Annotated in this window: 8 protein-coding genes; 3 read left to right on the top strand and 5 right to left on the bottom strand. The window is 44.6% G+C overall.

Translation table 11 applies throughout. From position 1 onward, the window contains the following. Positions 1-100: 100 nt before the first annotated feature. A complete protein-coding gene (locus RH949_RS15100) occupies positions 101-2,227 on the bottom strand; it encodes a protein kinase domain-containing protein (RefSeq protein ID WP_446354190.1) in 2,127 nt (708 codons plus the stop codon). A 510-nt stretch (positions 2,228-2,737) separates the two neighbouring features. Between RH949_RS15100 and RH949_RS15095 the strand changes: the two genes are divergently transcribed. The 3 genes from RH949_RS15095 (at position 2,738) to RH949_RS15085 (ending at position 5,685) form a co-directional block, all read left to right on the top strand. Continuing rightward, complete coding sequence (locus RH949_RS15095) at positions 2,738-3,727, top strand: hypothetical protein (protein ID WP_446354188.1); 990 nt, start codon at positions 2,738-2,740, stop codon at positions 3,725-3,727. 282 nt (positions 3,728-4,009) lie between these two features. After that, on the top strand, positions 4,010-4,939 hold the full coding sequence (locus RH949_RS15090; RefSeq protein WP_446354186.1) for a putative selenate ABC transporter substrate-binding protein: 930 nt from the start codon (positions 4,010-4,012) through the stop codon (positions 4,937-4,939). Next, entirely contained in the window at positions 4,936-5,685 is a 750-nt protein-coding gene (locus tag RH949_RS15085; protein ID WP_446354184.1) for a phosphonate ABC transporter ATP-binding protein, read from the top strand. The genes RH949_RS15090 and RH949_RS15085 overlap by 4 nt, the downstream gene beginning before the upstream one ends. Before the next feature lie 321 nt (positions 5,686-6,006). Here RH949_RS15085 and RH949_RS15080 read toward each other — a convergent pair whose 3' ends face one another. The 4 genes from RH949_RS15080 to RH949_RS15065 form a co-directional block, all read right to left on the bottom strand. Continuing rightward, positions 6,007-8,157 carry a CHASE2 domain-containing protein gene (locus tag RH949_RS15080; protein ID WP_446354182.1) on the bottom strand — a complete coding sequence of 717 codons (2,151 nt, stop codon included), beginning with the start codon at positions 8,155-8,157 and terminating at the stop codon, positions 6,007-6,009. Between the two features lie 166 nt (positions 8,158-8,323). Next, positions 8,324-9,730 carry a DUF928 domain-containing protein gene (locus tag RH949_RS15075; RefSeq protein ID WP_446354180.1) on the bottom strand — a complete coding sequence of 469 codons (1,407 nt, stop codon included), beginning with the start codon at positions 9,728-9,730 and terminating at the stop codon, positions 8,324-8,326. 27 nt (positions 9,731-9,757) lie between these two features. Then, positions 9,758-12,424, bottom strand: coding sequence for a CHAT domain-containing protein (locus tag RH949_RS15070; RefSeq protein ID WP_446354178.1), 2,667 nt, complete (start codon positions 12,422-12,424; stop codon positions 9,758-9,760). Positions 12,425-12,535: 111 nt separating this feature from the next. After that, positions 12,536-13,672, bottom strand: coding sequence for an IS630 family transposase (locus tag RH949_RS15065; protein WP_446354176.1), 1,137 nt, complete (start codon positions 13,670-13,672; stop codon positions 12,536-12,538). Positions 13,673-13,839 lie beyond the last annotated feature (167 nt).

The raw sequence follows: 13,839 nt of genomic DNA, 5'->3' as shown, positions 1-13,839 counted from the left end.
GCTTGACCTGAATCATGGTGTCCTGATCTAGGCGATCGCGACTCTCCAAACTTATTGTGTGAAATCTCACGCCTTTATGGGATGAGTTTAAGTCAATCCTTTATTCCGCTATACCTTTATCAACTGAGATGTCCGATTCGGGGGGATTTTCCACCGTGAGATCAAGCTGATAATCAATCGGTTCATCCGCGTCAGATACCACAACAAACTCATAGAACCCCGATTCTGGTAATTCCCCAGAAAAGCTGTGCTGGCGTGAATCTTCCAGGAAGATTGTATTCCCTGTAGGACTATAGATCGATAATAAGGCATTGGGGGCGGTGGAGAGATTCACCTCCATTAACTGATCGGCTGCTAACTCGGCGGTAAAGGCTTTGCCTTCTCCAGGTTGCAGAGTTCCACTCATTTGTGTGCCCGTATCACCCGATTCAAAAATAATCCGGTCTAACGCCTCTCTGGATTGTAACGCCTTGACGGTATCCGCAACCGTGGCTTGCCAGATTTGACCTATAGGTTGATCCAGAAATTCCGATCCCGTTTCGCCTTCTTGTTTGGGGAAGATGCGGAAAAACCTAGCATCGGCGAGGTCATATAATGCCCGACTACTGACACGTAGACGATTGACTTGACGTTTCCAGCGATCGCGATCGCTCCCGTCATAACTGCCCAATTCTGACTTGGCTTGACGACTCAGATCAAGCTGTTCAATCTGGGTGAGTACATTGGCTGCGATTTTATCCCAGGCTTCTCGCAGCCTAGCATCGTCTGGATCGGTACTTAATGGAACTCCCCGTTGTCTTGGATACTCATTCCAAAACGCTTCATCGACTAAACTGACATAAAAGTCATAATCGATACCCAGATTCATCCGTCGCTGTCGCAAGGCTTGCTTGCGTCGTTGTTCTTCCGGCGAAAAGTCGGAGGAGGGTTCAGGTTCGTCATCATCCTCTGGTGAAATCACTGGGTTCTCAAAGTCCTCTACAGTAGGCGTAGCATCGGGTTGATTAGATTGCAGTTGGCTATCAATCCAGAGATTACCCGCCCACCAGCCAAAAGCACCTGCTGCCAGAATTAACCCTAATACTAGGAGCAATTTCCCCAACCAGCCTAAGGCGGCGTTATTATTGCCACTGGGCGCAGCACTTGGCGCAGACCTCTGGGCAACAGGTGCAGGGGGGGAAGGTGGCGTCGGTGCAACCTGACCCGGTGAAACCGCTACAGTTGCTTGGGTCTGCGGTGATGGTGGCGGCGGTGGAGAGTATGCCGCTGGGGGGGATTGAGGATTCAGCATCTGTAAGACTTGTTTCGCACTTTGGGGGCGATTACGGGGGTGGGGTTGCAGCAGTTGTTCAAGAACATGGCTGAGAGTAGGGCTAAGGGGAGTGGCACTAAAGTGCCTACTACGATCCCAGGTTAAGGTGTGGGGATCGATGAATTCAGAGGGTTCTTTCCCGGTGAGTAACACCAAAACTGTTGCCCCTAAAGCGTACAAATCGCTACTGGCAGAAACAATCCCCCCTTGCATTTGTTCGTGGGGGGCATAACCCACTTTACCCAAGCGCGTGGCTGTGGCGGGGGATGATGCCATCACCTGAGAGGCTACCGTAGCCGCGACTTGCTTCACTCCACCAAAGTCAATCAGTACAGGCAATCCATCCTGTTGACGGATGATAATATTCTCCGGAGAAATATCTCGATGAATCACGCCGAGGGAGTGGATATAGTCCAAAACGGGGAGAATTTGGCGTAATAATTTGAGAATTTCGGTTTCGTTAAACCGTAATCCCTGATTCCGACGTGCCTCTAAGATAGCCCGACAGGTTTGTCCAGCAATATAGTCCTGAATTAAAAATAGGCGTCCTTCTCCCTGCTTCTTCACCCGCAGCAGTTCTCGGAACTCCGGAATTTGGGGATGTTTCAGCTTATAGAGAACTCCAGCTTCCCGTTCAAACAGTTCTGAGGCTTTCTGTAAGGCAAAGGTGCCTTGCACTTGTGGGGCGAATTCCTTTAATACACAAGCTTCACCGAAGCGATTCAAGTCTTGGGCTAAATAGGTGCGTCCAAATCCGCCATGTCCCAATTCCCGCACAATCCGATAGCGTCCCGCCAAAGCCAGTCCCGACTCCCTATTGCCATTTTCTGCTTGCTCCAGTTTCTCACCACAGTGGAGACAAAAGCGACTATTCGGGGGATTTTCGTGACCGTGAGAGCAATGTAAGGGCTTCATGAATCCAGAAGTGGGCGACGTGAGTGAAGAAGGCGGACGGTGGGCAAAAGAGGAATGACCACTAAGATCATTACATGGTTGTAATTGTAGCCTCTGGATTTTTCTGGACTTCTATCATGTCCGCGTCAACCTGCGGACTAGCGCCGTCTACTGAACTCGCGGCAGACTACTGGGGAGCCAGTCTAGGATAGCCCAAAACGCTCAAGTAGGTCAGGAGCGATCGCGAAATCCAACACATTATTCTAAAACCCGTGATACACCGTAGGGTGGGCATTGCCCACCAGCTAAAATTTGGGATTAGTTGGGTTCGTAGTAGGGGCTTCAGCCCCTAATTTCTTTCATGGGCATCAGGCTAATCCATCTTGCTAAGATGTGCCACGCCACTACTGAAATCGGTTGAATCGGGCGCACGTCGGTGCGCCCCTACGGTTTCTATTCATCTTGCGTAGGTAAAGTAAAATAACACTTGTGAAGCCAACGGGGATATCAAGTCAAGATTAGGAGTGTTTTATGCACCTGCAACGAATTCGAGTTCCTGATTTCCGGGTTTTAAAGGATGTTGATATTACCTTTGAAAAAGATTTTGTTCCCAGAATTTTTCCTTTGGGTAGTCTAAATGGTGGTGGCAAGAGTACACTATTGCAATTGATTTTTACTCTCCTTCACTGTTCCACTAATCCAGAAAGAAAACCTTTTGTGCAAAATCTACTCAATGGCTTCAATATTCGCGAAGACTCTCCGAAGAGAACTTTGGCTATGATTGATATTTGGGATAACAGTAAAACTGTAGCCATTGATTTTTTCTGTTGCAAAAATGGTTATATTCAAGAGATGTTACAATTTGATAATAACTCTAGCCATTTTAAAGGCAATGTATTGTTTTTAGCAATGCAAAAACTTGAAGAAATAAATCAAGAGATTAGAAAATTACAAGAGTTTATTGACTATTTGGAATATATTGACACACAAATAATTGCTTATAAAGAAGGAAATTTTTTCGGTCAAGAAATAGAGCAAATTGAACAATTTTTTAAAAAATTACAATCGGTTGATCGTAAAACGTCACAGACCATCGAAAAACATAAACTAACAAGAGAGGTTACGTCTATAGCAGAATCATTAAATAATCGGATGAAAAAACAACTTGAAGAGCTACTTAAAGAGTATTCCCAAATACGCCAAGAGATTGAACCTATTTCAACTAAAGTAGCAGAATACATGAAATCCAATAATTGGATATTTATATCCGAATACAGACTTAACGAAGAAGAAATAAATTTATTAATTTGTCATGTTGATGGTATTGATGTAGCAAAAAGTTCAGAAACAAAAATGTTTCTGGATTCCATGGCAGAAAAAATATTTTTTGCTGCTCCTTCTACACAACTGTTTCTTTTGGTCTCCCCCGTGCAAAAGAAGCGAAGCATCCTTTGGTCTCCCCCTTTTGAAGGGGGACGGAAGGGGGATCAAAAAGGGGGGCTAGGGGGGATCTCTTATTAAGTAAGGGTTTCAGCCTTAAGTTAATACCAATCACCGACGTGCGCCCGATTTAACGGTAAAATCTATTCCACAATTTTAGCTGGGTTACGCCAGTCGTGGCGTGGCACACCTAAGCAAAATGGATTAGCATTATGCACAAGAAACCCGTACAATTAAGGGCTAAGGTTCCCTTACTACAAACCAAATCTACCAGCATCGAAAGCGCGATCGCACACCGTACACCCTACCCCGACACTCCTGCTGTTACAATTTTTTTGGGTAAAAATTTTATAGATTCAGCAAATGGCATCGTTAAAAAACGTTTTAGTATCGGGGATACTGCTGTTCCTGCTATCTCCGCTAGTGGCTTGTTCCCCAGCGTCTGACTCCGCCTCCTCTACGGGGGATGAGACAACCGTTGAACCGTTAATCGCTGGGGCGATTCCCGATCAAGATCCGGAAAAGTTGCAACGGCTGTATGACAAGTTAGCGAATTACCTGGAAACGGAGTTAGGTGTACCCGTCGAATATAAACCTGTAACCGACTATGCGGCGGCGGTGACAGCGTTTCGAGTGGGAGATCTGGATCTCGTCTGGTTTGGTGGCTTAACTGGCGTACAGGCGCGATCGCAAGTTGAAGGCGCAGAGGCGATCGCCCAACGGGATATTGATGCTGAATTTACCAGTGTATTTATTGCTAATAAAAATAGTGGACTGCAACCGATTCAGGATATCCAAGAATTATCCAAATTAAAAGGATCAACCTTTACCTTTGGCAGTGAATCCTCCACATCAGGGCGGTTAATGCCTCAGTATTTTCTGGAACAAGCTGGGGTGACACCAGATAATTTCCAGGGAGAGGTCGGTTTTTCCGGTTCCCATGATACCACAATTCAACTGGTTGAAGCCGGGAGTTATCAGGCGGGGGCATTAAATTCTCAAGTTTGGAAAAGCCGCGTGGAAGCTGGAGACGTGGATTTAAATAAAGTGGATGTGATTTGGGAAACGCCAACCTATTATGATTATCATTGGGTGATTCATCCCGATGTAAAGTCACGCTATGGCGAAGATTTTTCCCAGAAAGTGCAAGCCGCCTTACTCAAGCTTGACCCGAATAACCCCGAACACCAAGAAATTTTAGACTTATTTGGTGCTGATAAATTTATTTCCACAGAAAATTCCAATTACGCTCAAATTGAAAAAGTCGGTCGTCAAATTGGCAAAATTAAATGAGCGATTCGTCGCCAATTTTTCAGCTAAACGGTGTAACTCAGCAATTTGGTCGCTTAACTGCCCTAACGGAGATTAATCTCACGCTTTACCCTGGGGAACGGGTGGCATTAGTCGGGTCAAGTGGGGCGGGAAAAAGCACCCTATTGCGTTTGTTGAATGGGACATTGCAACCCAGCCAAGGAGAAATTTGGGCATTAGGGTACAATCTTTCCCAAATTTCAACTCAGAGATTACGCCAAGTGCAACGGCAAATTGGTACAGTCTATCAGCAGTTTCATTTAGTGGATAATTTGCGAGTGATTCACAATGTTAATGCTGGACATTTAGGACGGTGGTCATTGTTTAAAGCTGCTTTATCGCTATTGTTTCCGTTAGAGGTAGAAACAGCGCATCAGGCGTTAACTCAAGTGGGAATTCCGGATAAACTTTATACCCGCACTGATCAACTTTCAGGGGGACAACAGCAGCGAGTGGCATTAGCGCGAGTTCTCATCCAAAATCCCTTAGTGATTTTAGCCGATGAACCGATTTCTAGTCTTGATCCGGAGTTGAGTCGAGAGGTAATAGAGTTGCTATGTCAAATGAGTGAACAGGGCGGTAAGACTTTGGTTACTAGCCTACATTCGGTTGATTTTGCCCTGAGGTATTATCATCGCCTTATTGGATTAAAAATGGGAAGAATTTTATTTGATAGTTCAGCTACAAATGTTTCGTCAGAAATGATTAATCAGTTGTATAAAATATAATACAGCGCAAAGCGCTGTAATAAAGTACAGTAGATCAAAGTCCCCCTTCAGATCCCCCTCCCGTCCCCCTATTTGATCCCCCTTCCGTCCCCCTTCAAAAGGGGGAGACCAAAGGATGCTTCGCTTTTTGTTCCATGGGGGAAGCCAGAGGATGCTTCGCTTTTTTGGCTTATGGGATTTAGGGGGATCGACAATGTACCGCATAGCTGTTAGGACACATCATTTATGTAGAGACGCGCCATGGCGCGTCTCTACAATGGTGCCGAAAGTCCTAATCGATGTGTCTACTGCTATATCATAAATTACATTATATTTAAGCCCCTAAACCTCTTGCTTAAGTACGACTAACGTAATATCATCAAAAACTTTTTGCTTACCAATAAAGTGCCGCAGATTATCAATAATCGCATCTTTAATAGCGTTGGCGGATTTATCCCAGTTTTGACTAATCACATCGCACAATCGTTCTAAACCATATTGTTCATTCTCCATATTTTCAGCTTCAGGAATACCGTCTGTGTAGAGGACAATGCTGTCACCAGGGTGTAATTCAATTGACGCCTGATCAATAAAATCAGCAATGTCATCATCTAAGGCGATCGGAAATCCCAAATCCATGGTATCAATTCGCTCAATAATGCCCCCAGCCCGTACCACGATAGATTCTTCATGTTGACCACTAATACTAACTTTGCCATCAACATAATTAAGAATGGCTAAAGTTAAGTTACGATCCGAGTTCATCCGTTGCACATTTTTGTAAAGGGTGCGGTTTAGCGCATCAAGAAACTTCACCGCATCACGTTCCCGAATTTCATCTAGGGTACGAACAACGGTTTGGGTCATCATCATTAAAATACCACTTTCTAACCCATGTCCGGTTACATCGCCAATACCAATGGTGACTACATTATCTGTGCAGAGGATGTCGTAGTAATCACCACCAACTTCGTCAGCCGGTTCCATAAACCCAGCCAGATCTAATCCTTCAATGGCTTCTAATTCATCAGACGTGGGCAGAATCATATATTGCAATTGACGGGCGACGTCAAGTTCGGCACTCATCCGCAGATTTTCGGCTTTGAGTTTTTGGTTGAGTTGACTAATTTCCTGATTGGCGTGGGCGAGTTCAGCGGTGCGTTCTTTCACTTTGTCTTCTAAGTTACGGGCATAATCTTCTAATTTTTGATAGGAAATCATCAGATTTTGCCACAAAACCTGACCGACGCTCAACGTCGCTGCAACAACTACAGCTAATAAAGGGGTAAAGACAGGAACTAACCAACCGTAGAGAAAGGCAGAATAGGAACTGACGATAATAATTCCTACCGCAATTAATAACCCCAAAAGAGTCATCCAGCGTCTACGGATATAGAATGAGCCAAGTGTGGCACTGTATCCTGACCAAACAACAATCAGTAGCCAATGTATGGGTTTCGTCGTTGCCCGTAACATGGGACGCCCTGATACAGCGGCGTTGAGGATCTGACTGGTGATATTAGCGTGGATGACTACACCGGGCATTAAATCCGTGGGGACAGCTAGATTGCTATTATAAGGGGTAAGATAGTTATCATTAAGACTGGGCGCTTTTGCCCCAATAAAAACGATGCGATCGCGGAAAAAGTTTTCGGGGATGCGGTTCTCCAAGACATCGGTCATGGAAATATTCGGAAAGCGATCCAGTCCGCCGCGATAATTTACGAGGATTTGATACCAACCTAAATCCGATTCTTTGTAGAATCCATCATTTTTACTCAGGGGAATAAAGGTAGTTTCACCTAAGCCGAAGATTTGTTTTTCAGGATTGAGCGCTTCTAATTCAATGTCTTGGTCGGCTAAATAATCTAACGCCAGTTTTACGCCAAAGCCTTGCATTAAACCACTCTCAGCTTCACCGAGGACAAGAGCGCGGCGAATTTTGCCATCGTTATCCAGGAACATATCATTAGCCGCCACTTGATCTTTGTCGGCTAACGTCGGTGGCGGATCGATAGTATCTCCAGCAATTTTGTTAATTCCAATTAGGTTTGGGGTAGTTTTAAACACCTCAACCCGTTCTTCATGTCCCGGTTCTACGGGTAAATCTCGATAAATATCTAACCCGATCGCGTTAGGGTTTTTGGCTTTGATATTTCGGAGCAGTTTTGCCATGACTTTATCCGCCATGGGCCACTGCACCACATAATCAATATCTTCTTCATCAATCGTGACGATCGCAATTCGCTCATCAACGGGTTCTTGGGGACGCAGGAGAAAGAATTGATCTAAAATCAACCATTCTAAAACCCGAAAAATACCCAGATAACTGCCCGCAATAATAAAACCTGCCACACAAGGCGTAATCAGCAAAACCCCTTGCCAGCGTTTCAATAATGCCTGTAGAGACATGTCAGGGTTCATCTCAATTGTTGACCCCTCGCTTTGTTCAAGGGCTTGATTTTCAGTCTTGGTTAATGAGTCGTCACCCATGTTATATCTGTCTCAACCATGATCATGTTTTTTTACCCTTCCAATAAGTAGTGTCGTGGCACACCTTAATTGGTGGATTAGCTTGGGTTCGTAGTAAGGGCTTTAGCCCTCTCCAGCTATGCGTTAAAGCACTAAAGTGCTTACTACAAACAAAGCCTCCTGCCTTCTAGAAAACAAAAGGTTGAGATGCGATCGCTTCTAGGTCAACTTGTTCTAATAAATCGTGCCATTCTGTACGATAGGTTTCATTCGTCGGTTCAGATTGTTGAGCCTCAACTAAAACCTGCAACGTATCATACCAGATCCCTGCCTCGGCATACTTAGTTGCCAGCTTCACGGGAGATTCGACAAACTCTTGCTCATTGACCGTATTTTCAACCCGCTTTATCCATCCTGTCACGGCATAATTATCGGGTCTCAGAATTCCACCGGGTTCAATGGGAGCAAAATACCACAAATAATTCTTATCGATTTCCAATTCCGGTGTGTCTGGCGGTAGGGTAATTGCTATGACTCCACCTTGGGGAGAGACATTGAGGATGGTGTGGTAATGAGAATTCCCTGCTTCATCTTGGATACTAAAAAAGACCTTCCGTGCGCCAATTGGAGGCAAATAAACATAGATTGTGGGACGAGGTGACACCGTGCGTCCATGTTTCGTCGGCGGAACTAATGCGGTAAGTGCAGGAATATCACTGACCGGATTTTCTTCTAATGTTTCTACATCCACTGGGGTTGGGGGAACTGAATCTTCACTGGGGAGAAATAGTTCAACATCACCTCGGATACCTCCACCAGCGCTGGTATAGGGGTTTTTCCCATCAGCCGGTAAACTAAATTCCACATCCCCTCTAGTTCCACCCGCCACACCACTACGAGGTGCAGAACCACCAGGTAAACTAAATTCCACATCCCCTCTAGTTCCACCCGCCACACCACTACGAGGTGCAGAACCACCGGGTAAGCTAAATTCCACATCCCCTCTAGTTCCACCCGCCACACCACTACGAGGTGCAGAACCACCGGGTAAGCTAAATTCCACATCTCCTCTAGTTCCACCCGCCACACCACTACGGGGTGCGGAACCACCGGGTAAGCTAAATTGCACATCTCCTCTAGTTCCACCTGCTACACCACTACGGGGTGCAGAACCACCGGGTAAGCTAAATTTCACATCTCCTCTAGTTCCACCTGCTACACCACTACGGGGTGCGGAACCACCAGGTAAACTAAATTGCACATCTCCTCTAGTTCCACCTGCTACACCACTACGGGGTGCGGAACCACCAGGTAAAGCAAACTGCACATTTCCTCTGACGCCCCCAGCGACACCACTACGAGGTGCGGAATCTTGGGGAAGACCAAACTGCACCTGACCTCGCACACCCCCACCAACAGGGCTTTTCGGAACATTATCGTCGGGAAGACTGAAGTCTACACTGATCAGGTTATTGTTGATGGGATGTTCCGACTCTAAGGGGACAAAACGTGCTAAAGCAGCATTGGCTGTTAATAAGAAAATTGTCCCGGTTACTGTAGCGGATAAGAGAGTTTGGCAGATTGCTGGAGTCATGGTCAACTTTCCTTGAATGCTTGTAGCCTATAGCCAATTACCGATCAGAACGAACGATGCCCAAAAATAGGGATGTTGGTATAAGGGTTCTTTGAGAAGACTAAGCTGTGCTTGTCGCAATGCTTCAGCTTTGCTTACCTTCAGATCCGTTAGTTGATGATAAAATTCCTGCATCATAATCGAGGTGGATTCATCACTCACTGACCAGAGACTGGCGATTGTACTTTTGGCACCCGATCGCAGGGCAAATCCTGCTAAACCTAATGTAGCGCGATTATCTCCGGCTGCGGTTTGACAGGCACTCATGACTAATAGTTCAATCGGTTTCAGTAGCCCTAACCGCCGTTTTTGAAAGATTAGGTCGAAGTCTTCAATGGAAATGCGATCGCTCCAGGTGAGCAGAAAGGTTTCTTCAGGATTAGAACTGAATTGACCGTGAGTCGCCAAGTGAACGATAGGGAAGGATTCGTTGTTAATCAGTTCTTTAAATGTAGCAAAGGTAAAGGTTTCATTGAATAGCACTTTAGAGTTGACTTGTTGCGATACTTGTGCTATCTCTTCATCAACTCCTGGTAAGGGATTAAACCCTTGACGAGCTTCGGTTAATCCAGCAGCTAATAAACTCAGTTCTTCTTGGGGAAGTCCTTGGGGAAACAGTTGTAATCCGGGACTAAAGACAACCCGATATTTTTCTAGGACATACTGTTGTCCATCATAGAGTACCGCCATGGGTAAGTTGCGGAGAAAGCCATCAGGGACAAACACCAACGTCTGGATATCTTGGCTAGTCATCGCCGCTTCAGCGGGTTGGATTAACCAGTTATACACCTGTTGAGAGAGTTTTAACCGTTCGTTTCTGGGATAGCCGGGAGACAGTCCGGAATACAGTTGTGTCAGGGTTGCTTCCACTTCAGCTTGGGTGAGTTGAGTGGCGTAGTGGGTGAGGGGTTGATTGGGAATCGAGAGGATAACTTCCAGGCGATCGGGTAATATAATTGGATAAATCACCGCTGCTTGGGTATCAATTTCTTCTAAAGCAACCGGATTAGTATCTAAACAGGCATCTTGGAAAAAGTTATCCAGTTCGGCTAATTGCAACGCTTCCATCACCTCACGGGCTTGTTGCAAGTTGGCTTGATTATCCCCTTCTGTTAAAAGTAAGCTGACAAGTTGGCGATAGAGGGGTTCAATCCCTTCTTTAAAATCGAACTGCACATCGGAACTAATCGCCACTAAATCACTGCGTAGGGATTGGATATTATCAAAGGCAATTTTATAAGCGGCGAGGGCTTCGCTGGTTTTGCCTTGTTTTTGCAGAATTTCACCCAATTGTCCCCCCGCCCGTGCCGCTATATCGTCGGCGTTAATTTCTTGAGCGAGTTTTAGTGCTTGTTGGGAGAGGGTTTTGCTATCGTCTAATGTTCCATTCGCCTGATACAGTTTAGCCAATTGATAGAGGGCATAAGCTTCGGCTCTAGGATCATTAATTTTTCGGGCTTGGTTAACGGCTTTCGCCAAGAGTTTTGATGTATCCACTGCCAAGGAGTCTGACATCCCGGCTTCATCGTATTCCATCAAACTCTCTGCCAGATTAATTTGGGCATAAATTGCCGGACGCGAGGCAGACAGTTGGTTAACTTTAGGGGTGACAATAGGGATGAATTCTTGGGCGACATCCCAGCGTTGTAACTCGATTAACATCCGCAATTGATTCAATTGCGCTTCGAGTTGAGTTAAGGGATCAGGCGTTAATTCTGCGGCTTGTTGATAGTACGTCCAAGCCACGGCATATTCTTGTAAATCTCGGGCGACATTGCCAATGCTAAACAGTGCCTCACTGGTATCTTGGGGTGAGTTTAACTGTTGACTAATTTGCCAACTGGCTTCTAACGCAGCTTTCGACTGGCGCAGTTGACCCAGGGTTTGTAATGCTACACCTAAACTTCTCAATCCCTTGGCTTTCAGGAGACTATTGGGTTCAGATTGTAACTCACTTACCAATTTTTCTAAGAGAGACTTTGCCCGTCGATATTTCCCTAAGGCTTGTAAGGCTTGGGCTTGGTTAATTTGACTGATTAATTGTCCGGTTTTGTCATCTGCCTGTTCATAAATGGAGGCGGATTGTTTCCAGGTATCTAACGCGGTTTGGCTTTGTCCTTGCAGCAGGTGAATATTGCCTTGAGTATTCAAGGCTTGGGCAAGGAGTAAGCGGGTATTGTTATCAGTATCCGGTTGAGATTGTAACAGCTTTAAACTTTGTGCGATCGCGCTTTGGGCAGATTCCGTATTTCCTAACTCTTTATACGCCAACGCCAGGTAATTCAGCGCCTGGGCTTGTTTCAGGATAAACCCTTCTGCGGCATACGTCTCGGCTGCTTCTTGCCATACTCTTGCTGCTTGGTCAAATTGTCCAGCTTGATAATAAAGTTTCCCCTGTTCAACTAAATCTGATGGTTCAACCGTTTGGCTGTAGAGAGGTTCCATGGGGAGTCCTAATGTTTCCGCCCGGTTCTCGACAATTTCCTCCGTCTGATTCCCCATACCCAACGGAGGATAAGCCGCCGTTGCTGGCAACTTGGGTGATTGTAAAGATAGGGTTAGGAAAAAAGCACCCAGAATCAAAGCAATAAAAGAACGGGGGCGCTTCAGCCAACCCTTAAGTGTTTTGTTTAGGTGAGAATAGGTTTTACTCATAGTCATTCATTTATGCATCTCTTAAATAATTCGTAGGGGCGCACCGACGTGCGCCCTTTGCCCTTTTCTCACAGACGTGCGCCCTATTCATCGACATAAGCTGTTATGCATTTAAACTGTGATAAGAGCATTACCCTTATTTTTCAGTTTGCGTCCCCAATTAATAACTAGCTTGTCTTCATTTAAAAGTTGATGCAATAAAGACTCTAACTCTTCAATGGATTCAAAAAGCCGATTGGCAATATATTCTTTAGCTGAATGCCAGACTAATTCAATTAAGTTATAATCTGGACTATACTCGGGCAAATATTCAAGATGAATATTTGGCATTTCAGCTTCAATTTTATCAATGTACTCTTCTTTTTTGTGAAAGCTGGCGTTGTCTAATATAATAACAATTTTGGCTCCCTTTTCGGTAAAGTCTTCTCTTTTATTTCCGGCTTCTACCCATTCATTGATTACCTCTTCATAGAAGCTTTTTAAAACTTTGTAAAAGTTGTTTGAATTGCTTGTATCTAGAAATTCGACAAATCTCTTCTTATCTGAATGACGCATACACCCCATGACATTGACCCTTCGACTTCGCTCAGGGTCAACCCTTCCCTTTCTTCGGTCTCCTCTAACTCGTTTCCGCTTTCCTTTTTTACACCAATCTTTTCTTCTAATTACCCTTAAACTAAATTCACTTTCATCCCAAAACCATACCTGGAGACGTTCTGGACTCTCTTTTTCTATTTTTATATATGCCTCTATTTTTTCTTTAAACGCTTCTCTTTTTTTGGCGTTTCTCTTCGCTTCTAAGCTATACTTTGTCCAAAGGTAAGCGTACTTTTTTCTCTGTAATATCCTCCGAACCTGTGAACCACTTAAATGAATTCCTGTTTTTTCCTCTAAATACTTAGCCAATCTTTGAGTTGTCCATCGACCAAATTCATATCCAAACTCTTCGGGACTTTTTTCAATTGTTTCCAGTAAAATATCAATATATTTATCTGTGGATTTTTGATGGTTCCCTGACATTCTTTTATCTCTGAGACTTTCCAAATCATCTGGGTCTCCATGAACGCACCAATAACATACTTTGTTTTGTGAGCAACCAATAAACTCGGCAATTTCTTGTTGTGTTTTTCCATCATTCAGCAACAATAGTATTAGGATTCTTTCTCTAATATCTGCATTGCTCTCTGTTTTCAGAGTAATTTGGAGTTTTTCTTTTTGCTCGGGTTTCAGATAATTTTTAGCTGGCATGTTTTTTTATTTTTTCGGATTTCCTATTTTGATTATACCCTATTTAAATGCCGAACAGCTTAAAAGTTCACCCTGACCTAGCTTTTATACCCAATCCGGGTTAACCACCCCCTTTATAAGTAGGAACAAGGCAACAGGCAATAGGCTTTCATCGGCTAAGGGATCAA

It is taken from the genome of Coleofasciculus sp. A1-SPW-01 (assembly GCF_040217205.1).
In the GTDB taxonomy this organism is placed as follows: domain Bacteria; phylum Cyanobacteriota; class Cyanobacteriia; order Cyanobacteriales; family Coleofasciculaceae; genus Coleofasciculus; species Coleofasciculus chthonoplastes_A.
This window is presented reverse-complemented; position numbering and strand designations above follow the sequence as displayed.